Source organism: Planococcus sp. MB-3u-03, from assembly GCF_002833405.1.
Classification (GTDB): Bacteria; Bacillota; Bacilli; order Bacillales_A; family Planococcaceae; genus Planococcus.
The window spans coordinates 3,210,312-3,232,489 of record NZ_CP025135.1; the positions used below are offsets into that span (position 1 = coordinate 3,210,312).

18 protein-coding genes, 1 pseudogene and 1 riboswitch are annotated in these 22,178 nt (G+C 49.9%); of the genes and pseudogenes, 5 read left to right on the plus strand and 14 right to left on the minus strand.

Annotation, left to right across the window (positions count from 1 at the left end; all coding sequences use genetic code 11):
• Window positions 1-27: 27 nt before the first annotated feature.
• From CW734_RS17290 to CW734_RS17310, 5 genes are read right to left on the minus strand one after another with little or no spacing between them, the layout of a single operon-like run.
• The gene (locus tag CW734_RS17290) at window positions 28-1,524 is read right to left on the minus strand and encodes a sodium:solute symporter family protein (RefSeq protein WP_101191976.1); all 1,497 of its coding nucleotides are present in this window, start codon (window positions 1,522-1,524) and stop codon (window positions 28-30) included.
• A complete protein-coding gene (locus CW734_RS17295; protein ID WP_101191977.1) occupies window positions 1,517-1,777 on the minus strand; it encodes a hypothetical protein in 261 nt (86 codons plus the stop codon). The genes CW734_RS17290 and CW734_RS17295 overlap by 8 nt, the downstream gene beginning before the upstream one ends.
• A gap of 42 nt (window positions 1,778-1,819) precedes the next feature.
• The gene (leuD, locus tag CW734_RS17300; protein WP_101191978.1) at window positions 1,820-2,425 is read right to left on the minus strand and encodes a 3-isopropylmalate dehydratase small subunit; all 606 of its coding nucleotides are present in this window, start codon (window positions 2,423-2,425) and stop codon (window positions 1,820-1,822) included.
• Window positions 2,422-3,846, minus strand: coding sequence for a 3-isopropylmalate dehydratase large subunit (gene leuC, locus CW734_RS17305; RefSeq protein ID WP_101191979.1), 1,425 nt, complete (start codon window positions 3,844-3,846; stop codon window positions 2,422-2,424). Before leuC ends, leuD begins: the two co-directional genes overlap by 4 nt.
• Window positions 3,847-3,859: 13 nt before the next feature.
• Entirely contained in the window at window positions 3,860-5,104 is a 1,245-nt protein-coding gene (locus CW734_RS17310; protein WP_101191980.1) for a CaiB/BaiF CoA transferase family protein, read from the minus strand.
• Between the two features lie 311 nt (window positions 5,105-5,415).
• Here CW734_RS17310 and CW734_RS17315 point away from each other — a divergent pair, with 311 nt between their 5' ends.
• A complete protein-coding gene (locus tag CW734_RS17315; protein ID WP_101191981.1) occupies window positions 5,416-6,087 on the plus strand; it encodes a GntR family transcriptional regulator in 672 nt (223 codons plus the stop codon).
• 589 nt (window positions 6,088-6,676) lie between these two features.
• Window positions 6,677-7,960, plus strand: a complete 1,284-nt coding sequence (locus CW734_RS17320; protein WP_101191982.1) for an L-lactate MFS transporter — start codon at window positions 6,677-6,679, stop codon at window positions 7,958-7,960.
• 73 nt (window positions 7,961-8,033) lie between these two features.
• Here CW734_RS17320 and CW734_RS17325 read toward each other — a convergent pair.
• Window positions 8,034-9,529, minus strand: a pseudogene (locus CW734_RS17325) (amidase).
• Window positions 9,530-9,807: 278 nt separating this feature from the next.
• Between CW734_RS17325 and CW734_RS17330 the strand changes: the two are divergent.
• The 3 genes from CW734_RS17330 (at window position 9,808) to CW734_RS17340 (ending at window position 13,333) form a co-directional block, all read left to right on the plus strand.
• Entirely contained in the window at window positions 9,808-10,878 is a 1,071-nt protein-coding gene (locus CW734_RS17330) for a Fe(3+) ABC transporter substrate-binding protein (protein WP_101191983.1), read from the plus strand.
• Window positions 10,879-10,953: 75 nt separating this feature from the next.
• Window positions 10,954-12,585 carry an ABC transporter permease gene (locus tag CW734_RS17335; RefSeq protein WP_101191984.1) on the plus strand — a complete coding sequence of 544 codons (1,632 nt, stop codon included), beginning with the start codon at window positions 10,954-10,956 and terminating at the stop codon, window positions 12,583-12,585.
• A gap of 1 nt (window position 12,586) precedes the next feature.
• Window positions 12,587-13,333 (plus strand): ABC transporter ATP-binding protein, encoded by a 747-nt coding sequence (locus tag CW734_RS17340; RefSeq protein ID WP_101191985.1) that lies wholly within the window; start codon window positions 12,587-12,589, stop codon window positions 13,331-13,333.
• Between the two features lie 55 nt (window positions 13,334-13,388).
• Here CW734_RS17340 and pabB read toward each other — a convergent pair whose 3' ends face one another.
• The 8 genes from pabB to CW734_RS17380 all read right to left on the minus strand — a co-directional run bounded on the left by pabB (window position 13,389) and on the right by CW734_RS17380 (window position 21,111).
• Entirely contained in the window at window positions 13,389-15,134 is a 1,746-nt protein-coding gene (gene pabB / locus CW734_RS17345) for an aminodeoxychorismate synthase component I (RefSeq protein WP_101191986.1), read from the minus strand.
• The gene (locus CW734_RS17350) at window positions 15,109-15,732 is read right to left on the minus strand and encodes an anthranilate synthase component II (protein WP_101191987.1); all 624 of its coding nucleotides are present in this window, start codon (window positions 15,730-15,732) and stop codon (window positions 15,109-15,111) included. Before CW734_RS17350 ends, pabB begins: the two co-directional genes overlap by 26 nt.
• A 295-nt stretch (window positions 15,733-16,027) precedes the next feature.
• Window positions 16,028-16,426, minus strand: coding sequence for a DUF1259 domain-containing protein (locus CW734_RS17355; RefSeq protein ID WP_101191988.1), 399 nt, complete (start codon window positions 16,424-16,426; stop codon window positions 16,028-16,030).
• Between the two features lie 244 nt (window positions 16,427-16,670).
• Window positions 16,671-16,850: a hypothetical protein gene (locus tag CW734_RS17360; RefSeq protein WP_101191989.1), complete on the minus strand. Its 180-nt coding sequence runs from the start codon at window positions 16,848-16,850 to the stop codon at window positions 16,671-16,673.
• Window positions 16,851-16,924: 74 nt separating this feature from the next.
• Window positions 16,925-17,404: a flavodoxin domain-containing protein gene (locus CW734_RS17365; protein ID WP_232787124.1), complete on the minus strand. Its 480-nt coding sequence runs from the start codon at window positions 17,402-17,404 to the stop codon at window positions 16,925-16,927.
• Entirely contained in the window at window positions 17,391-18,437 is a 1,047-nt protein-coding gene (locus CW734_RS17370; protein WP_101191990.1) for a ribonucleotide-diphosphate reductase subunit beta, read from the minus strand. The genes CW734_RS17365 and CW734_RS17370 overlap by 14 nt, the downstream gene beginning before the upstream one ends.
• Window positions 18,438-18,443: 6 nt before the next feature.
• The gene (locus tag CW734_RS17375) at window positions 18,444-20,621 is read right to left on the minus strand and encodes a ribonucleoside-diphosphate reductase subunit alpha (RefSeq protein ID WP_101191991.1); all 2,178 of its coding nucleotides are present in this window, start codon (window positions 20,619-20,621) and stop codon (window positions 18,444-18,446) included.
• 1 nt (window position 20,622) lies between these two features.
• Window positions 20,623-21,111, minus strand: a complete 489-nt coding sequence (locus CW734_RS17380; RefSeq protein ID WP_101191992.1) for an acyl-CoA thioesterase — start codon at window positions 21,109-21,111, stop codon at window positions 20,623-20,625.
• 136 nt (window positions 21,112-21,247) lie between these two features.
• Window positions 21,248-21,425, minus strand: a riboswitch (cobalamin riboswitch).
• Window positions 21,426-22,178 lie beyond the last annotated feature (753 nt).

The following is a 22,178-nucleotide window of genomic DNA, read 5'->3' on the forward strand; positions in this document are numbered from 1 at the left end:
TTCTTATTTAGCATGAAGGAAAACTGTTTATGCCAAATCGATTTTTTTGAGTTCCGCTTCTTTTTCGACGGTCAGCGGTACAAGGTACGAACCGACAACAGCGATAAAGAAGTTAGCAGCGAGTCCGATGACGCCGCCGTGAATGCCAAACACCGTCTTATAGCCAGTCCACGTCAATACGCCGGCAATGATCGCCCCGGCCAACATGCCCCAGAATACAGGCTGTGCGGCCATGCGCTTCCAGTAAAGTCCCAAAACAAATGCCGGGAATACCTGGACAAGCAATTCAAATTTCAGCACGAAAATCTCATAAAGCGTGGCGGGTGGGTTCCAAGCGATCCACAACAGCAAGCCGACAGCCGCGACGCCGGTCACTTTCCCAACCATCACTTTTTTCTTCTCGGGAGCTTTCGGGTTGATGAAGCGGCCGTAGATGTCATTGGAAACGATGGATGAGAAACTTAATAGCACAGAATCGGCAGTCGAGACAATCGCGGCGACGATCGCCCCGAAGAAAATGATCATGACCCAGTAAAAGAATCCGTTGATGCCGGCAATTTCATTCGCCATCAACCCGACCAATTGTTCAGAACCGGTCGTATCCAAGTTCGGAATGAGCGCGATGCCCAAAATCCCGATGACAAACACCAAGCCTGTCGTAATCGGCGGCATCCATGCCATGCGCGAGAACGAGCGTTTCAACGTGCGTTCGCTGTCTGCTGCGAAAATCCGCTGCACGGCGTGCGGATAAATCGCTGCCCCGAGCCCGACCAACAGCAGCATACTGAACCAGTTGATCGAAGTCATCATATCCGGAACGCCGAGCTTCGCAGGTTCATTCGCAGCGATATACTGTGTTGCAGAAGAGATATCTCCCCCTACAAGATACACAGCGCCGACCAGGAAAATGACAATCCCCACCATCAAAACCAAGCCTTGCATAACGTCAGTAAAAGCAACCGCTTTCATTCCGCCCAACCATTCGTAGATCAACATGACCAACACAAAGGCGATGACCGCCACTTGATAAGGAATCGTTCCTCCTGTCAGACTCGAAGCGGCGTGGCCGATCGCTACCAACTGTTCAAGCAAATAGTTTCCAAGGCCCCAAAGCATAAGCACGACAGCCAGGATTGTAACCGATTTCGATTTGAAGCGATGCGCGATCCAGTCCGCCGGTGTAATGAAATTCATTTTCTTCGATACCACATACATGCGGGGAGCAAAGAGCAAATAGACCCCGATAATGATGGTCATGAAGGAAATCGACTGCAGCCAGGAAAAACCGGTGCGGTAAGCGGTCGGAGCATAGCCGATAATGGTATTCCCGCTATACTGTGTGGCATAAAGCGTGAAGAATAACGCCACAATCCCTAGATTCTTTCCTGCCAAATAATAATTGCTCAAGCTGTCATGGAGTGTTTTGTCTCCACGGCCTGAGAAATAGCCGATCAATAGCATGACAATTGCATAAGCTGACAGAATCAACACGCCATCCAGGCCTGCAAACACCAAATCATTCATTTACTCTCCCCCTCTTCTCCGCTTCTTCTTCATCTTCTACAATGTCCCATTCTTTTAACGTCACCCAGCTTAAAAATCCGCATAAAATCAGGGAAAACGCCAAAATGATCAAAGCCCAATAAGGAACACCGAAAATCAAGGGTTCATAGGAGCCGATTGGCAAATACCACGGGACGTTTCCGATCACAATCAATAATAAAGCGATCCAAATCCATTTTTTTCGAATCGGCTCTTTAATTTGCTTTTTCTCCATATCCGAAGCTCCTTTTAATTGCTTTATTTTGAACCGTCGTCCTTATTGCAGGCTGTAGTAAAGCCGGTGCTGTTGCTCGAATGCATCAATTTGCTTCTCATGTCTGATTGTTGCAGAAATTTCGTCCATTCCTTCAAGCAGCATATGCTTTCGGTAGTCATCTACTTCAAAATGCTTTGTCATGCCATTGGAATCCCGAATTTCCTGCGATTCCAAATCTACCGTCAAAGTATATTCGGGCTGTGCCGAAACCTTGCTAAACAGTTCTTCTATCTGTTCTTTAGGCAATTGGATCGGCAAAATGCCATTTTTGAAGCAGTTGTTATAGAAGATATCCGCGAAAGAAGAAGCCAAAATAACACGAAATCCATAGTCTTCAATTGCCCAGGGTGCATGCTCGCGTGAAGAGCCACAGCCAAAATTATCGCGCGTCAGCAAAACAGTAGCGTTACGGTAGGGTTCTCGATTTAGAATAAACTCCGCGTTTTCTATGCCATCTTCATTAAAACGCCAATCGAAAAAGAGGAATTTCCCGTAGCCACTTTTTTCGATACGTTTCAAAAATTGCTTCGGAATGATGGCATCTGTATCAATATTGGCACGGTCCAGCGGCATCAATGTACCCGTATGAGTTTTCAGTGCTTTCATCCTGTCACCCCTTCCCCGGTTCTGAGCGGCCAGTCCCGTACATCGGTAAAGCGTCCGGTAATTGCTGCTGCCGCAGCCATAGCTGGGCTGACCAAATGGCTTCTTGACTGGCGTCCTTGTCGGCCTTCAAAATTTCGGTTGGAAGTGGAAGCTACCCGTTCTCCGGGCTTAGCGATATCTGGATTCATGCCGAGACACATGGAACATCCTGCCTCCCGCCATTCAAATCCAGCATCTTTAAAGATGCGATCCAAGTTCTCTGATTCAGCTTGTGCTTTGACTGCCTGGGAACCTGGAACGACCAGTGCCCGAATGCCACCTTTTATGCGATAGCCATCTACAACAGCCGCCGCTTCCCGCAAATCTTCAATCCGCCCATTTGTGCACGAGCCGATAAAGACCGTATCGATTTCGATGTCTTTCATCCTTACTCCTGGCTCCAGCCCCATATAAGCCAAAGCGCTTTCCGCGATTTTCTTCTGTTCCATAGACAGATCTTCCAGCGCCGGCACTTGACCATTCACTGAAACGACCATGCCGGGGTTTGTCCCCCACGTCACTTGGGGCTCTACTGTGCCGCAATCAAATTCCACCACTTTGTCGAATGCTGCGTCTTCGTCGCTGAACAATTCTTTCCATTCTGCTTGTGCTCGTTCCCATTGTTCACCTTCCGGGACATAGTGCTTGTCTGACAAATAAGTGAATGTCGTGTCATCCGGCGCGATCATGCCTGCTCTTGCGCCGATTTCAATCGACATATTGCAGACAGTCATCCGCTCTTCCATCGACAGCTTGCGGATGGCTTCGCCGCGATATTCGATTGTGTAACCGGTTGCAAAATCATGCCCGTATCGCCCGATCAACGCCAAGATTAAGTCTTTCGCGGAAGTACCGGTCGGCAATTGCCCTCGGAATTCAATCGCCATCGTTTTGGATTTGCTTTGCTTCAAGGTCTGTGTGGCAAGGACATGTTCAACTTCGCTCGTGCCGATGCCAAATGCCAATGTGCCAAATGCCCCGTGCGTCGCTGTATGGCTGTCTCCACAGACGATCGTCTGCCCTGGTTGCGTCAATCCGAGTTCGGGCGCAATGATATGGACGATGCCTTGCTGTTTATGGAAAAGATCGAAAAGTTTTATGCCAAAGTCTTCGCAGTTTTTACGCAATGCCTCTACTTGCTTTTGCGCAATTTCATCTTCAAAGGGCTGGTCGCGGTTAAGGGTCGGTATGCTATGGTCCATGGTCGCCAAAGTCCGGTCTGGCCTGCGCACGTTCCTGCCCGCTTGCCTTAAGCCGTCAAATGCCTGCGGTGAAGTCACTTCGTGCACTAGATGCAGATCGATGTAAAGAATGTCGGGCTGTTCTGGCTGTTGAGCCACTACATGCCGGTCCCAGATTTTTTCATATAAAGTCTTTCCCAAAACCCATCACTCCTTAAATGATTTCGCGCTCCTCCAGCTCTTTCAGTTTTTCTTCGCCATATTCCAAGATTTTTCCGTAAATGAGTGCATTGTCTTTTCCTGCACGCTCCGCTCCTACGTGCTTCACTTCACCAGGCGTCCGGCTCAATTTCGGGACGACTCCGGGCATCGGAAATTCGCCGAGTGTCGGGTGTTCCCTTTTGATGATCATTTCGCGCGCTTCATAATGGGGGTCTTCGACAATGTCTTTGGCGGTGTAGATCAATCCTGACGGCACGCCTTTTTCCGCTAAAATTTCGAGCGCCACCTGTGTGTCTTGCTGTTTCGTCCAGGCTTCGATGAGTTCATCCAGTTCTGTCATGTTCTCGCTTCTCGCGTGGTGGGTATTGTATTTCGGGTTGTCGTATAGCTCCGGTTCACCCATCGCTTCACATAAACGCTTAAAGACCCCGTTTGCATTGGCACCGATGACGATGTACGTATCGTCTTTTGTTTTATAAATATTGGAAGGCGCGACACCCGGCAGAATATTGCCCATTCGCTCACGCACATAACCCGCCAGCAAATAATCCGGAATGGTGCTTTCCATGACAGAGAAGACCGATTCATAAATGGCTGTATCGACCACCTGCCCTTTTCCGGAATGATGGCGCTCGTGGAGGGCCGTCAGTGTTCCAATGGTTGCAAATAGCGCGGCCAGCGTGTCTCCAATAGAAATTCCGATGCGCGAAGGCGCACGATCCGGAAAGCCCGTAACGTTTCGGATGCCGCCCATCGCTTCGCCGACACTGCCAAACCCTGCTCTTTCTTTATAAGGGCCGGTTTGGCCATATCCAGACGTTCTCGTCATGATGATGCCCGGATTGATTTCGGCTAATTGCTCATAGGAAAGGTTCCATTTTTCCATTGTTCCAGGGCGGAAATTCTCAATGATGATGTCGGCATTTTTGACCAACTCTTTAAAAATCTCCTGTCCTTCCGCCGTCCGCAAGTTCAAGGTCACTGATTTTTTATTGCGCGACTGGATCGGCCACCACAAACCTTCTCCATCCTTTTGTTGCCCCCATTCGCGCAGCGGATCCGCTTTATCAGGTGCTTCGATTTTGATGATTTCTGCTCCAAAATCCCCGAGCATCCTCCCCGTAAATGGGCCGGCAAGCAACGTGCCTAATTCCAGGACGCGTACTCCCTGCAGCGGCAGCCTGTCTTCTTGTTGTGGTTTGCCTTGGATATCGATTGCTTCTTGTAGGTTTGTCATATGTGGCACCCCCATTTATTTTTTGCATTGTATCCAATTTGTCCGTTTCCCCATCTTCTGAAGCAGGCAGCACATTGCCCTATGGATTAAAGGCGCTGATGCGGCGTGGTTTTGTCAACACGGATAAATTTTCGGATAATTAGCAATTGATAAAAAAATAACACATTGTATACAATAAGGTCAACACTCTTTCTTAAATAAAATTTAATTCCTTGTTATACCGCTTAAAAATAAAAAGGAATCTGTTTGACTGCTATGGATATTTGTCTCCAAATCTAATTTTGTATACAATAAAATGAGAGGTGTTGAACATGAACGCATACGAAATGATAAAAAATGAAATCATCATCGGCAAATTGCCACCCGGCAAGCGTTTAACGGAAGAGGCATTGGCCGAACGCTTTCAAGTCAGTAGGACCCCGGTAAGAGAAGCGATTAAACAGCTTGAATCTGACGGCCTCATCACCCCTTTCCAAAGACGGGGCTATACGGTCCGCGAATTCACAATTCAAGACATTCGCCAAATCTATAACGTCCGGGCGCTTCTGGAAAGCTACGGAACTAGCGAAGCCGCCCTTTACCGGACAGAGGGAGATTTAGAAAAAATCCACAATAAAAATTTGGCCTACGAAAAAGCGATCAATGAATTGGATCGCGAGGACATATACTCGATCCGCAGCTTGCAGGAAGCGAACCAAGCGTTTCACGAAGAGATTTACAAAGCTACCAAGAACGAGTACCTGATGTCGCTTATCTCCAAAGTAGTGGTAGTCCCCCTTATTTTCCGTTCTTTCTATTGGTACAACGAAAACCAATTGATGCGCTCATTGGATGTTCATAACACCATCTGGAAGGCGATCGAAAATCAAGAACCGGAGCGAGCGAAAATTGCTATGCAAGAACATATTTACCAAGGGCGGGACGATGTATTGAAGCAATTGAGCGATCCTGAATTGGAGATATGGAAAGAGAATGTGAAATAAAATTATACTTTTGCAGATAGTCAGGTATACTCGTGTCCTTTATTTAAAACCACTTAACTAATCGGTTGACTGATTAATGGATTAACAATAGCCTGACGCCAAACCGGAACCCCTCACATACCGAGGCGTTTCCGGTTTTCTTATATCTCAATAATTACATTGTCTGAAATAGCATTTTTACTTCTGAAAGAGAGAAATTGATAACTGAAGCAGAATATTTTAGAATAATTGAAATTCTTTTTCTAAGAACCTTCAAAACCGCATGAACACTGGATTCCAAACACTCCTCATCTCTCCCAAACATAGAATCTCTCCTTTAAACCAGAAAATTTCTCCCTCAGTGAAAATGAGTATATATTCCCAATCTAAATTGCACTTTTCTGAAAACGCTTACTTTAAAACACCTATTTTATTCCTTTTCATTAAAACAAGTGATTTTACCTCCTGAGACGCGCAAATCACTAGTCTGCATTAACAGCAATATCATTTTTATTAGATTAGTTTTCTATTCTGAAAATTAGTTTGTCGAAATAGTGAAAAGCATGTATTCTCGAAAGAACAGTTTCACTCACAAAGGAGGAATTTCACAATGAAGACTAACAAAAACAGATGGCTGATTGCTTTATCCGCCATCGCGATCCAATTGTCGATCGGTGCGGCTTATGCCTACAGCGTCTATACGAAACCCATCAGCGAAACGATGGGCTGGTCTCCAACGGAAATCACTTACGCCTTCACGATCATGATGGCACTCGGCGGGATTTCCGCTGCGTTCTTCGGTGGCTTTGTTGAAAAGAATGGCCCCCGAAAATCCGCTATGGTAGCAGCTTTCTTGTTCGGTATCGGACAAGCAGGCGCTGGCTTTGCAACACAAATCGATTCACTCGTGCTGTTCCTGCTTACATACGGATTCATGAGCGGAATGGGGCTTGGCGTCGGGTATATCGCGCCAATCTCGACACTCGTCAAATGGTTCCCTGACCGCCGCGGCCTCGCGACTGGCATGGCCGTCATGGGCTTTGGCGCCGGAGCACTCATCACCGCTCCGGTTGCCGCAAGTTTGATCGCTTCTGTTGGCGTGACGACGACTTTCTATATTCTCGGTATCAGTTATTTCATCTTGATCTCACTCGGTGCTTCCTATATCGCACCGCCGCCTGAAGGATTCATGCCTAAAGGAATGGAAGCGGACCTTGCTTCCGGCAAAAAAGTCATGAAAAAAGACTTGGCGCAACTGACAGCTAGAGAAGCTGTGAAAACACGCCGCTTCTGGATGCTCTGGACGATGATGCTCATCAACGTCAGCGCCGGCATCATGATTATTTCGGTCGCTTCTCCAATGGCACAGGAATTGGTCGGCTTGACGGCAGCCGGTGCCGCGACACTCGTCGGTATCATGGGGATCTTCAACGGCGGCGGTCGCCTCGGCTGGGCCGCAATCTCCGATTACATCGGGCGCCCGACCGTGTTCATGCTGTTCTTCATCATTCAAATCATCGCTTTCGTCATGCTTCCGGGCATCACGAACGTCATCATTTTCCAAGTGTTTATCTTGCTTATTGTCAGCTGCTACGGCGGCGGCTTCTCGAACTTGCCGGCGTTTATCGGCGATATGTTCGGCACAAGACAGCTTGGTGCTATCCATGGCTATTTGCTGACGACCTGGTCTCTTGGCGGCATCATCGGGCCGGCGATCGTTTCACAAGTCTATTCCGCAACAAACAGCTATGTGCCGGTTTTCTATATCTTCATCGGATTGATCTCCGTTGCGCTCGTCTTGTCCATCTTGATCCGCATGGACATCCGCCGAGTGGAACGCAATTACGAAAAAGACGACAAGGTCCAAGCGACCCAGCAAGCCGTTTCTTCTTAAAATGAATGAAAGCCCTGGAAAAGGAATTCCTTTTCCAGGGCTTTTTGTGTTTCCTTCTATAAATAGATTCGATTTATTGAAAGAATGGGTTGCCGCGCTGGCCAATCCATAAATCGCTTTGTTCGATTTGCCGCGCCAACTGGAGCAAGCGATGCTCTTCCCCTTTTTGGGCCATTACCTGGACGCCGATCGGCAAATTCGCCTCGGTCACATGAAGCGGCAAAGACATCGCCGGCTGGCCGGTTAAATTCGCCAGCTGCGTGAACGGCGTGTAGCTAAGGCTTGGCAAAAACATCGCATAGATGAGTTCTTGCTGATCGGTCGTATCACGCGCCATGTCGAGTGCTTGCAATAAGCGTGTACGTGATTCTTTAGAATGGCTCAATTCACCGATTTCTGGAGCAGGATGCGCCGTGGCGGGAGTAATGTAGAAATCAAAGCGCGCGTGCAATTCTGCCATTTTTGCAGCTGCTGCATCCCATGCAGCAAGGCTCGCCGAGTAATCAGCGGCCGAAACCCGTTTGCCAGCCGTCGCCAATAACCAGGACTCAATTTCCATATCGTCTTCCGTCAAACGGCGGCCGAATGTTTTCTCCAGATTTTTCTGTAGCAGCGCCATTTCTCCGCTGTTCATCAAATAATATTCTCGCATCAATTGAACGCCGTCGATGTCCGGGGTTTGTTCTTCGACTCGATGCCCTTGCTCCTCGAGCCAGCGCACTGTCTTCAGCACGGCTTGTTTCGCATCTTCCGAGAGACCATCGTGCCGACCGGTGACTCCAGTGAAAATGCAATCGTCAGCGGCCCGCTAAACTCGTGGTGCAGCTGCTGCGTATAGCTACCGGGAAATAACGGCGTCTGAAATGCGGCTTCCGGCTGGACAACTTGCAGCTCGTCCAATAGCGCAGCGCTGTCCCGTACCGTCCGGCTCAGCGCAAAATCGATCGATGCCCCTTGCCATTGCCGCCCGGCTCCCGGTCCGACAGGGGTTCTGCCACGCGTCGGCTTGAGCCCGAATAATCCGGTAAACGAAGCAGGGATGCGAATCGAGCCGCCACCGTCGCTGGCGCCGGCGACCGGCACGATGCCGGATGCGACAGCGGCCGCTGCCCCGCCGCTTGAGCCGCCTGGTGAATGATCCGTATTCCACGGATTGTGCGTCGGGCCGAACAGCTCCGGTTCTGAGATATTTTTCAAGCCGAATTCCGGCGTATTCGTGTGCCCGATCGGGATAAGCCCGGCCGCTTTCAAGCGCGCGACGAAATGAGAATCGCGTTCCGGGCGGAAGTCTGCCAGCAATTTCGATCCTGCACTCAAGCGCTGTCCTGCGAGTGCCTGCGAGATATTCTTCAAGGCAACCGGCACACCACCGAAGATGCCGTTTCCTCCATTCTCCGCATCCAGCAAAGCCTGCTCGTGGCGCTCCGCTGTGAAAGCATGGAGTTTCGGCTCCACTTCATCCAAGCGCTGAAAGCTCAGTTCCACCAATTCTCTTGGGTTAACTTCCCCTTTTTTCACCAATCCCGCAAGCGCTGTCGCGTCTAGCGATAAGTATGTTTTCATATCCATTCCGTATGCCCCCGTTTCCGTTAGATCAGTCCCGTTGTTTCTCATTCTAAAGTGTAGCATTTCCTGAGACTGGCAAATAGCCAAGGGGTCGATGAGACTTTGGAAAGCTTTCGAACTAAGCGCTTTCATTTGTTATCTAAAATATAACGAAAATGGACACATTTAAAACAAGTTTCCCCCTAAAACCGTTGACTTTAATACATGGCTGGCTATACTAGTAAATGAGAATCGTTTTCATTTGAATAAGATTCATCAACCAATTCAAAGGAGAGACACCCATGAAGAAATTGCTTTCATTCTTATTAGTGCTCGGCACGCTTCTCGTGCTTGCTGCATGCGGCAGCTCGAACAGCTCAGAAGAACAACCGGCGGAAACATCCGGCGAAGAAACTGCCAGCAACGAAGTGAATCTATATACTGCACGCCACTACGATGTGGACGATGAGCTCTACAAGAAATTCGAAGAAGAAACCGGCATCAAAGTCAACTTGATCAAAGGCGAAGCCGATGAGTTGCTTGAACGCATCAAGCGCGAAGGCGACGCTACGCAAGCCGATTTGTTTTTGACAGCTGATGCAGGCCGCCTGCACCGCGCGAAAGAAGACGGCATTTTGCAGTCTGTTTCAAGTGAATTGCTGGATGAGCAGATTCCTGCCAACTTCCAGGACGAAGACCAAATGTGGTATGGCCTGACAAAACGCGCACGCGTCATCCTGTATGACAAAGAAACAGTCGACCCGTCTGAACTCTCCACGTACGAAGCATTGACGGAAGACGAGTGGGCTGGACGCGTATTGATCCGCAGCTCTGAAAACATCTACAATCAATCGTTGCTCGCTTCTTTCATTGAATTGAACGGCGAAGAAGAAGCGAAAGAATGGGCAGCCGGCATGGTCGAGAACTTTGCACGCGACCCTGAAGGCGGCGACCGCGACCAAGCGAAAGCAATCGCAGCGGGCGTTGGCGATGTAGCCATCATGAACACGTATTACTTCGGCCAAATGCTGAATTCTGAAGACCCTGAAGAAGTCAAAGTGGCTGAAGGCCTCGATGTGTTCTTCCCGAACCAGGATACGACAGGCACGCACGTGAACGTCAGCGGCGCGGGTGTGGTAAAATCAGCTAAGAACCAAGAAAATGCAATCAAATTGCTGGAGTTTCTCTCCGCACCGGAAGCACAAGAAACATTCGCTTCCGTCAATTATGAATACCCAGTAAACGAAGCAGTGGAACCATCCGAATTGCTGCAATCATGGGGTGACTTCAAAGAGCAGGACATCTCGATGTCTGCACTCGGCGAAAACAACGCCAAGGCGATTCTATTGTTCAACGAAGTCGGCTGGAAATAACCTAAATGATCTCCCCTTGCCGCTGGTTTAGTGCGGCAAGGGATTTCTTGCGAGTTGGAAAGAGGTGCCTGGATTTTGCAACGCAGATTGGCAAATTTCAATATCTGGACGGTAGGGGCAGTCGTCATCATCCTGATGCTGTTCCTGCCGAATTTGACCATTGTCACCGGGTTTTTCACGCCCTCGAATGACAATTGGGAACATATGAAAGAATTCGTATTGCGTCAGTTTGTCATCAACTCACTGATTCTGACGCTCGCGACAGCGTTCTTCACGATCCTGATCGGGCTGAGCCTCGCTTGGCTGATCGCGCAATACGATTTTCCATTCCGGCGCTTTTTGAAGTGGGCGTTGATCCTCCCTCTTTCCATCCCGCCGTTTATCGGTGCTTACACGTACCACGGCATTTTGAATTTCACCGGCGCCGTGCAGACGACGCTGCGCGAGGGATTCGGAATGGAATTAGACCCGGCATATTTCGATATCATGAACTTGCCCGGGGCGATTTTCATTTACACGATGTTTTTGTACCCGTATGTTTATACGATTACGCAAGTTTACTTGTCCGAACAATCGGCGTCATTGATCGAAAGCACGCGTTTGCTCGGCAAAGGCCCTTGGCGCACGTTTTTCCAAGTGGTGCTGCCGATTTCCCGGATTTCCATCATCGCCGGCGCGAGCCTCGTCGTATTGGAAGTGCTGAATGATTACGGAGTCGTGAAATATTACGGCATTCAAACCTTTACGACCGCCATCTTCCAAAGCTGGTTCGGCCTTGGGGATTTGGATACGTCGATCAAACTGGCCGCTTCACTCATGGGCTTTGTCATCATCATCCTGCTCATCGAGAAATTGCTTCGCGGCAGGCGGCAATACAGCTATTTCTCAACGAAAGTGCGCCCGCTCCAGCTCATTCCGCTGAGCGGATGGAAAGGCTTTGCGGCGGCAGGCTACGGCATGCTGATCTTGAGCCTTGGATTCTTCATCCCTGTCATTCAACTGGTTGACTGGACGGTGTTGACCTTCGGGACAATCCCGATGGAAGAGTTCATGCGCTATGTGCAAAACTCGGTGTTTGTCGCCGGGCTCAGCGCCACCTTGATTGTCATCCTTGCGCTCATCGTCGGGAATTTCGCCCGCATGGTCCAAGGCAAATACACGAAGCTCTTGCCAAAACTGACGGTTCTCGGCTATTCGATTCCTGGGGCAGTTATCGCGGTTGCCGTCGTCACGGCTTTTGTCGCACTCGACGGCTACCTCGCTCCCCTTTATCTGGCGATCGGCCTTGAGACGACGCTGGTGCTGAGCGTCAGCATTGTTCTGCTGCTTGCAGCTTACATCATTCGGTTCTTCGCCATCGGCTACAATTCGATCGAGACAGGCTACGATAAGATCGGCACGAACTTCCGGGATGCTTCAAGACTGCTCGGCGCTGGCCCGACGAAGACCTTTTTCAAAGTCGATGTACCGATGATGAAAGGCGCGATTATCAGTGGATTTATCCTGGTCTTCATCGATGTACTCAAGGAGATTCCCTTGACATTGATCCTCAGACCGTTTAATTTTGATACATTGTCAACAAAAGCTTTCCAGTACGCAAGTGATGAAAAAATCATGGAGGCTTCACAAGCTTCCCTTTTGATTGTCGGTATTAGCGCCTTGGCCATTGTGATTTTCTATAAGATACTCGAGAAGGAGATGGATTGATATGTTTGTCGCCATTGAAGATGTGAGTTTTTCCTATCCGAATACACAGGCCCCTGCACTTGATCGGTTCACGCTAGACATTAAAAAAGGTGAGGTCATTTCGATCCTCGGGCGCAGCGGCAGCGGAAAAAGCACGATTTTGCGCTTGCTCGCCGGGCTTGAGCGGCCGAAACATGGACGCCTGGTCATCCAGGACGAGACCTTGTTCGACGACAAGACATTTTTGCAGCCGGAAAAGCGCGGCATCGGCATGGTCTTCCAGGACTACGCCTTGTTCCCGCATATGACGGTTGCCGCGAATATCATGTTCGGCTTGTCAGGCATGAAAAAAGCTGACAAGAAGCGGCGCATGCGCGAAATGCTTGAACTCGTCGAATTGGAAGAATACGAAAAGCGCTATCCGCATCAATTGAGCGGCGGCCAGCAGCAGCGTGTGGCAATTGCCCGAGCGATTGCGCCGAACCCTCATTTGATCCTGCTGGATGAACCGTTCAGTAATTTGGATGCCGAGTTGCAAGGGAAAATTCGCAAAGATCTTCGGGAGATTTTGAAAAAGGCGAACATCACCTCCATCTTCGTAACCCACGATGAAAAAGACGCGCATATCCTCGCCGACCGCATTGTGAAATTAAAAGACGGCAAAATGGATTTTGTCGGGCGCCCGTGCGATATGCTCGATACGTTCCGCCAAGAAGCCATTGCCGAATCCGAAGAAGTATTGAAACCTAAAGCTACCGTCAATGCGTAATATAGAAAAGCCGGCTCTTCCGTGATGGAAGGGCCGGCTTTTTTAACTGCTATTTTCACATAGCATGAGTATCAATTTCCACTTTCATCCATCCGCGGACGCTGTTGATGAACCAGATGGCGTCGAATGTGCCGAGCTCTTCTTTTTTCAGCACTTTCGTTTCGATGCGCCCTTCTTCAATCAGCTGTTCGCGATAGGTGCCGCCGAGCAGGCCGCTTGAGACAGGCGGCGTGTAGAAACGGCCGTCTTTTTCTGCGACCAGGTTGCCGATGGTGAACTCGGTCAATTCTTCACGTTCATTCCATAGCAGTACGGAAAAAGCGTCAGGTGCGTGCTGTTGGTGCTGTTCATAGATGCCGCGGTTGGTCGTTTTGTGATAGAGAAATGCATTTCGGTTGTCGACCGGCGATTTGGCGAGTGCGCAGCGGATCGGCTGCTCGATTCGGGCTGCCGGCTGTGCAGTCAGCTCCATCCTGCCGCTGCGCTCAAGCGTCAGGCGAACTTTGAAAAGGCCTGTCGCATACTGTGAGGCAAGTGATTCCAATTGTTTCGCCACAGCCTCTTCATCCCATGCAAAACGGAAATATGCCGCGCTTTTTTTCAGCCTCGCGAGGTGAAGCGCGACCAGCGGATAGTTTCCGTCTTCCAGCTTGAGCGATTCGAGCAAGGCGAATTCCGGACGCTGGTCGGTCAGCACGCGGGCTTTCGTCAATAGCTCCTCGTACTCGCCTTCGGATGTCGAATCCCAGGTGATGCCGCCGCCTACGCCGTAGCGTGCAGCCGATTTGTCCTGATCGATGACGACGGTACGGATCGGCACGTTGAAGACGGCATTTTTTCCTGGCGTGATGTAGCCGATTGCGCCGCAGTAGACTTCCCGCGGCGTCTGTTCGAGTTCGGCGATGTAGCTCATCGTGCTGACTTTCGGCGCGCCAGTGATTGAGCCGCACGGAAACAATGCCTGGAACCAGTCGAATACGCTGAGCCCTTCCGGCAGTTCAGCTTCTACTGTTGACGTGAGCTGATGGACAGTCGGGTATTTTTCCGCTTCAAACAGCTTCGGCACTTGCACTGTTCCCCGCTTGGCGAGTCGGCTCATATCGTTTCGCAATAGATCGACGATCATCAAGTTCTCGGCGCGTTCTTTTTCCGATTCGAGCAGCACATCCAAAATGGCCTCATCTTCCCAGCTCGTCCTGCCGCGCGGTGCGGTGCCTTTCATCGGCTTCGTGCGGATACGCGGGCCGTCGATGCGGAAGAATAATTCGGGCGATGCCGACAAAATCTGATGGCGCCCGATATCTAAGTAAGCGCTGTAATCTGCTTGCTGGTTACGTGCAAGCTGCTGGTAAAATGCTTTCGCATCCCCGTTGAATCCAGCGGTGAGGCGTTCCGTGTAATTCACTTGATAAGTATCGCCTTCTTCGATCGCCTGGCGGATTTTCTGGATGCCGTTCTTGTACTCAGCCACGGAGCCTTCGAGCGTCCAGGCCGACACTTCATAATTTCCATCGCCTGAAGGTGTTGGCGCTTGTGTTTCGCTATAGATGCCAAACCAGACGAGCGGCATTTCGGCTCCCTCATGCACAGCCATTTCCGGATGGAAAGCAGGCGCCGCTTCGTAGGAGACATAGCCCGCCGCGTAATAGCCTTGTGACGTGTAACGGTCGACTTGTTCAAAAACGGCTGCCACGTCCTTAAGCGACTTCGCTTCAAGCACCGCGTGCGGTTCGGAAAAGGCGATCGTCTCCGGCGTTCCGTCGTCTTTCGCAAAATCAAACTGCAGATAAGGGGCCATCATGTGCGCCTCCTTTCTTCTCACGATTCCATAATTGGGCGTTCTGATAGGCAGTCGCAAGCATTTGAAACCCATCCTTCGTCAAAATCGATTCGGGATGAAATTGGATGCCCTCGACCGGCAATTCTTTGTGGCGCACGCCCATGATGCTGCCATCCTCTGCTGTTGCCGTCACTTCGAGAATGTCTGGAAGCGTATCGATTTCTGCCACGAGCGAATGATAACGCACGACCGGCGTCGGTGAACTCAACCCCGCAAAAACTCCCTGCCCGCTGTGTACCACTTCCGATACTTTGCCGTGGACAGGCTGTGCGCCTTTACGGACTTTGCCTCCGTAAAACTCGACAATGCTCTGGTGGCCCAGGCACACGCCGAGTATTGGCACAGTCCCGCTGAGCTGTTCGAGCGCTTTGGTCCCGACGCCTGGCTGCAAAGGCTTGCCCGGCCCTGGCGACAGCACAATCAGCTCCGGTGATAAGGCTTCGATGTCTTGGAGCACGGCCTGGTCATTCTGGAAGACCTCCACACGCGCACCGAGCCGTTCGAAGTAATGGACCAGATTATATGTAAATGAATCATAATGATCGATGATGACAATCACGGGAAAAACTCCTCTTCAAGTGAAATGTTGCGTAGTTTCATTATAAAGGGAGTGAGGCGATTAAGTATAGCTTATGCAATAGCATGCAAACAGAAGCATTTCCGAATTAAGTTTACTTAACGGAACACTGACTATAAATAGCCTCATCCGTAAAGCACAAAGCTAGTTTATCTAGATTCGCCACTTTAGATAATTAAATCTGCCAGCATGCCCACAATAACATGCTGACCCTCATTTTCCAAATAAAGGATGCATACTAAAAACCCGGATCGCCAGGCGTCCGGGTTTTGTCTATTTAATCGATCTGGCGCAATGCGGCAGCGAGCCGTGCGGCGAAATTCTCCGGCGGTTCCTCTGCAATCAGGCGCAGACACACAATATTCGGGTTCGAGTCGATGCTTTGTTCAAATTCTGTCGGCAAGGCAATCGGGTATTGCTGCAATGCTTGCGTAAATAACGGCACTTCTTCAGGGAGCAGGTAAATGTCTGCTTCATTCATGGCAGAGCCATCGGATTTCAGGTTTCGAAACGATATATCGTGTTCCAGTGTGCAATCAAAACTTTTATCATGCAATTGAATGGTTACGGTCCGGTTTTTCTTGATCAGGCATTCCATGTCCGTGGTATCGGTTTCTGCCTCAAGCAAGTTACCGACCTGTTGTGCCAGGTCCATGATAGTGTGTTCGATTTTCATATCGTTCCCCTTTCTTAAAGCAAATTACGCCGAAAAGAAAACGCCGAAAAAAACCCAAGCAAGGGCTTTTTTCGGCGTTGGTTCCAGCGCTATAGTCTGTTCCATTTTACCAAATTAGAGTTGTATGTTTTTGAGCAGTGATAATTAATGCCTGATCGGAAATACTATGGCTTCCCGTTCGTGAATAGTATAAGATAAATCGTTCAAAAAGGGAAACTATAGGCCTACACTTACTTATACAAAATCAATCTTCTTCATCTTCTTCATCATCTTCATTATCTTCCGAATCCCCTTGATTCTCGCCCGGCATGACATCCGTTTCTTGCTCCATCTCCGGCTCGTCTTCCTCGCCGCCGCAAGCAGCAAGCATTCCCGCAGACAATATTGCAGCTGCGCCGACTTTCAGCCATTTCTGTTGTGCCATAGACCTTCCTCCTCTGTTTCAGTTCCTTATTAGCTCTATACCCGCTTGTCAAAAGGAGAAACTACAGGAGACTTTCAAAAGTTGGCAGCTAAGGGCACGCCTTTATGATGGCTGTATTTCGTCAACACACTTTTCGCGAACGCATCACAGCGCAGACGGTCATCCGCAGACGGCATCTGTTCGACTTTGAGCGTTGCGGCTAAGACGGTTGTCGCATGCAGCATGTCCCGGAACAGATCTACCGCGCCACAATACGTCGCAAAGCAGCGGTCTCCTGTTCCGAATACGCCTGTGATGTGCGTCTTATCCTGCTGTTCCATCGCTTCGTACAGGCCATGCAGCTGCTTCGGGATTTCCCCGTTCATCCACGTATAAGTACCGACTAAAACTATATCGTAACGGGATAGTTTAGAGAGATTGAATTCTTTCACTCGAAAAACATCCGGCTGCAGCCCCTGCCGCACGAATGCATCCACTACCATACGGGCGAGGCATTCGGTATGCCCCGTCGCAGAAGCATAGACAATTGCGACGTTCGGTTTATAATTCGTCAAAGCCGTTCGACTCCGATACTTTCGTATAGGCGCGTGATTTCTGTTCGAAGAAATCCGACTTCGTACTGTTCATCATCTCATCGCCGAAGACGCGGATCCACGGCATCGGGTTATCGCGTGTTTCATAGAGGTTGCCGAGGCCGATTTGGCGCAGTCGCTTGTTTGCCAAATACTCGACGTATTCGTTGAACTCATCAAGATCCAGGCCGTCGATATCCCCTAGGATATGCTGTGCCCATTCTTTTTCGAGTTCGACGGCGTGCGCTACTTCATCGCGGATCCAGTCGTTCATCTCATCTGTCGCGAGTTCCGGGTTTTCTGCGATCAAGATACGGATAAACTGGGAAACGAAATAGGCGTGCTGCATTTCGTCACGCTGGATATAGCTGATCATCGTGCTCGTTTTGAGCATTTTCTGCTGGCGGGCTAGGTGGTAGAAAAACGCAAAGCCCGCATAGAAATAAATGCCTTCCAAGTTAATCGAATTGACCGCAAGCTTCAATAAGTTTTCCAGATTGGGCTCCGTACGGAACGCTTCGTACGCAGATAAGATCCGTGCGTTGCGCTTTCTGACGAGCGGGTCGTTCTTTGCTTCGTCAAAGCGCCGGTTCTGTTCATCAAGTGGCACGAGTGAACTGAGTACGTAGGAATACGACTCGGTATGGACCGCTTCCTGCTGGGCGATGACGGCAAAAATCGACTTGAAGCTCGAATCGCTGACATAGTCCATTACTTGAGTCATCGTCGGCGTCTGCAGGCTGTCAAGAGACGCGAGTTGTGTGTTGATGCGCAAAAAGACGTCTTTTTCGGTATCCGATAGTGAGTCCCAATTTTTAATATCATCCTGCATATTGATTTCCTGCGCTTTCCAGAAGTTCGCCAGCAGCGCTTGGTACAGTTCATACATATGCGGATGGGCGATATCGTTCCAATTGAGCAAGCCGGAGCTCGCCCCGCCGACAATGGCGGTCGAGCGGTTCGGTGCATCCGGGTCCATCAATGGTTGTTTCGTTAAGGTTTGCATACTCCTCATCCTTTCTTAGCTTTCACATGCCTCGCATGCTTCGATTTCTTCCTGCGACGTGCTGCGCACATAATAGCTCGTCTTCAATCCGCAATTCCACGCTTCGAGGTGCAACTCCAGCAATTCCTTAGCGCGGATCGTGTGCGGCACATACAAATTAAAACTGATCGACTGGTCGATATGGCGCTGTCTCGCGGCATTTTGGCGGATGCTCCATTTTTGGTCGAGCACGTGGCGTGCGCGGCGGTAATAGTCATATGTCCGGTGATTGAGGTCCGGTGCCGTTACATTAAAGCGGAAATTCTTTTTCTCTTCTGCGTATTCGACGGCATACAGCGGATCGATGCCGTCTGTCGAACCGCCAATTTTAGCGGTCGACGAGTTCGGCGCAACAGCCATCATCCAGCCATTGCGGACACCAGATGCTGCAACTTTGCGGCGCAGCGCGTCCCAGCGTTCACTGTTGTAGCCGCGGCGCTCGAAAAAGCTGCCTGTATGCCATTCGGAATTCTGGAATTCACTGAAAGCCCCTTTTTCCTCTGCCAATCCCGCAGATGCGCGGATGGTGTGCCAAGCGATTTCTTCGTACAAACTGTCTGCATACTCGACCGCTTCTTCTGTTTCCCAATGGATGCTGCGAAGCGCCAGCAGATGATGCCAACCGAATGTTCCTAACCCAACGGCGCGGTACTTGCCATTCGTCACTTCTGCCTGGCCGACCGAAATCGTGTTCAAGTCGATGACATTATCGAGCATGCGCAATTGAATCGGGATGAGGCGGGATAAGACGTCCGCCTGCACCGCTCTTGGCAAGTTGATGGACGATAAATTGCAGACGACGAAATCGCCCGGTTTTTTCACAGTGACCAAATTGCCTTCTTCGTCTTTGTATTCTTTGATAATTTCAGTCGGCGACATGTTCTGTGCGATTTCACTGCACAGATTACTGCAGTAGATAGATGTTTTGCCAATGCCGCGCAAGTGCTTGTTTGGGTTTTGGCGGTTCACTTCGTCGCGGTAGAACATGTACGGCGTTCCGGTCTCGAGTTGCGACACCATGATGCGCGCCATAACATCCATCGCACGGAACGATTTTCTGGCCAATAAAGGATGGTTGACCGCTTCCTCGTATTTTTCCGTAAAGTATTTACGGTCCGTTTCATCGTAGAAATCTTCCAGGCCAAGCGGATTGCCCTGGTCGTCTTTCCAGCCCATCACTTGCTTGACTTCGTGCGGGCAAAACGTATGCCATTCGCCGATGCTGCGGCCGTTGTCATCCGTTTCCTGCAATTTTTGCATAAACAAATCCGGAATCGACACGCCGGTGAAAATATCGTGTGCTTTGCGGCGCTCATCGCCGTTATTTGTTTTCAAATCCAAGAAGCCATTCATGATGTCTTTATGGAATACATCAAGGTAAACTGCCACTGCGCCTTGGCGCTGGCCAAGCTGGTCGACGCTGACGGCTGTGTCGTTAAGCAGGCGAATCCACGGGATGACGCCTGACGAATTGCCTTTGAATTTACGGATGTCGGAACCAAGTGCGCGCACTTTCCCGTAATAAACGCCGAGGCCGCCGCCGTCTTTACTGAGGCGCGCGACGTCCCAGTTGTTCTGGTAAATGCCATCAAGCGAATCCGCTACTGTGTCGATAAAGCACGAGGACATTTGCCCGAAGCTCTTCCCGGCATTCGATAAGGTCGGTGTCGCCACTGTCATATACAAATTGCTCATCGCCCAATATGCTTCTTTGACGAGTTCGAGGCGGCGCACTTTCGGCTCTTTTTGCATCAAGGTCATCGCGATGACAAGAAACCGCTCCTGCGGCAATTCCCACACACGCCCGTCATAGTCTTTTGCCAAATAACGATCCGCCAATAAAAACAGGCCTATGTAATTGAATAATTCATCGCGTTCTGGCGCAATTTCTTGGCCTAATACACGGATTTCGTCCTCGGAATAAGCTTCCAGCAAATCTTTCGAATAAATGCCGAGTCGGCTCAGCCCCTCGATCAACCCGTAAAAATCATCGTATTTGTTCGCTGCGCTATAGCCGCGCGTTTGTGCAGCTTGTTCGTATAATTTCTCCAAATACAATCCTGCTGCTTCGAAGGTCCAATGCGGCTCGTCCATCGACACCCGGTCAAGTGCATCTTGAATTTTTTTATCGCGTTCTACTGCCCCTAAAGTCATTTCAACACAGCTCCTTTGCGTATTCGTTTGCGATCATTCGGCGTTCTTTTCGCTCCTGTGCGTTCTCAAACAAACGTTTTTCATTTTCCGTTTCCGGTACTACGCCTGCGACCGGCGTCGGCCGACCTTCTGCATCCACGGCCACCATCGTTAAAATCGAAGTGGTCGTCAAACTGCGCGTGCCGCTTTCGATGTGCTGGCATTCTGCTTTGACGTACACTTCCATCGAGGTCCGGCCTGTTGAAATGACGACGCCTTCCAAAATCAAGATATCGCCGACTTTTGCCGAGGACAGGAAATTGACGTTGTCGATCGATGCGGTCACGACTGCGCGGCGGCTATGTTTCATTGCCGAGATGGCGGCGATTTCGTCGATATACGCGAGGACGGTGCCCCCGAAAATCGTGCCCATATGATTGGTATCCGGCGGCAAGACGAGCCGGGACTGGATGGTCCTGGATACGCCAGCCGGAAGTTGTTCTCTATGCATAACGAATTCCTCCTTATAAAAACAAAAAAGCCCCCACTCTCCGAAGAGAATGGGGGCATAAACGCAAGTTAATTAGGTGGGCACACTTGGGCCGCACAAACCAAACCTTTGTCATCCTTCCCAATTCCCGGAGAAGTGCAAAACGACAACAGAGGCAGGTCTCCTGGCTCGCGCGTCACTCTCCCATGCCCTTCCCGTCCATTGGACAGTGGGATTTCATGGTTCGTCTGCGCTTACAGTTGCGGGAACAGCTCCGGGATTTCACCGGATTCCCTATTCAGCCCATATTGGGCACCTTTGTTGCGGTATCACTATATATGGTGTTGAAATTTTACATCATCACCAAATCTTGTAGTTTCACTATAGACCAGTTCGAATTTCGCCGCAAGGATTTTCTCGCACTTCCTGTAGAAAGTGAAAAAGGGTCTAGTTGCTGGCGTGTTTTTCGTATAAAACTTTCAATTTGTAGTTAATTTTTGATACGTGGTTCGTTGAATCTTGCTGGTTGTGTATAGATGGCGAGAGTTTGCTTCTAGAATCGTTCCAGTGGTTGGTTTATGCTTCATTTTAGTAGTCGCCTCCGGGCTTTGGGTTGGCCTCTCGCAATAAGCCAGGAAGAGCGTCTGTCTTATTGCTTCGGCTCACCCTTTTGCGCTCGGCGGCTCGGAGATTTCATTGTGAGTAGACTGTTTAAATAGTTTTATTTCTTTAGTTAGTTGCCGGCTAGTGGGGAAATCGCTTCCCGGGGCAGGCTTCGGTGAAGACAGCGAGAGCTTACTTGTGAAATCGTTCAGGCGTTCCAGTTATGCATCATCTTGGTAGTCACCGCCGGACTTTGGGTTGGCCTCTCTCAATAAGCCAAGAAGAGCGCCTGTCTTATTGCGTCGGCTCACCCCTTTGCGCTCGGCTGCTTGGAAATTTCATTGTGTGGAGTATGATTAACCAGCTCTGCTTCTGTATACGTTGCCGGCTAGTGGGGAAATCGCTTCCCTGGATGGGCATGTAATAAGATAGTGTGGAGGTCATTTCGAATGATTTCAGCATTCTATTTGTTCTTCACATCAACT

Bases quoted from the DNA above. Each gene is read 5' to 3' on its own strand.
- CW734_RS17360 (WP_101191989.1), bottom strand. From the start codon at position 16,850: ATGGCACAACAGAAATGGCTGAAAGTCGGCGCAGCTGCAATATTGTCT.
- CW734_RS17375 (WP_101191991.1), bottom strand. From the start codon at position 20,621: ATGACTTTAGGGGCAGTAGAACGCGATAAAAAAATTCAAGATGCACTT.
- CW734_RS17370 (WP_101191990.1), bottom strand. From the start codon at position 18,437: ATGAGGAGTATGCAAACCTTAACGAAACAACCATTGATGGACCCGGAT.
- CW734_RS17380 (WP_101191992.1), bottom strand. From the start codon at position 21,111: ATGCATAGAGAACAACTTCCGGCTGGCGTATCCAGGACCATCCAGTCC.
- CW734_RS17320 (WP_101191982.1), top strand. From the start codon at position 6,677: ATGAAGACTAACAAAAACAGATGGCTGATTGCTTTATCCGCCATCGCG.
- CW734_RS17330 (WP_101191983.1), top strand. From the start codon at position 9,808: ATGAAGAAATTGCTTTCATTCTTATTAGTGCTCGGCACGCTTCTCGTG.
- pabB (WP_101191986.1), bottom strand. From the start codon at position 15,134: ATGATGGCCCCTTATCTGCAGTTTGATTTTGCGAAAGACGACGGAACG.
- CW734_RS17315 (WP_101191981.1), top strand. From the start codon at position 5,416: ATGAACGCATACGAAATGATAAAAAATGAAATCATCATCGGCAAATTG.
- CW734_RS17290 (WP_101191976.1), bottom strand. From the start codon at position 1,524: ATGAATGATTTGGTGTTTGCAGGCCTGGATGGCGTGTTGATTCTGTCA.
- leuD (WP_101191978.1), bottom strand. From the start codon at position 2,425: ATGAAAGCACTGAAAACTCATACGGGTACATTGATGCCGCTGGACCGT.
- CW734_RS17355 (WP_101191988.1), bottom strand. From the start codon at position 16,426: ATGAAAATCGAACACACTATCATGGACCTGGCACAACAGGTCGGTAAC.
- CW734_RS17340 (WP_101191985.1), top strand. From the start codon at position 12,587: ATGTTTGTCGCCATTGAAGATGTGAGTTTTTCCTATCCGAATACACAG.
- CW734_RS17310 (WP_101191980.1), bottom strand. From the start codon at position 5,104: ATGACAAACCTACAAGAAGCAATCGATATCCAAGGCAAACCACAACAA.
- CW734_RS17295 (WP_101191977.1), bottom strand. From the start codon at position 1,777: ATGGAGAAAAAGCAAATTAAAGAGCCGATTCGAAAAAAATGGATTTGG.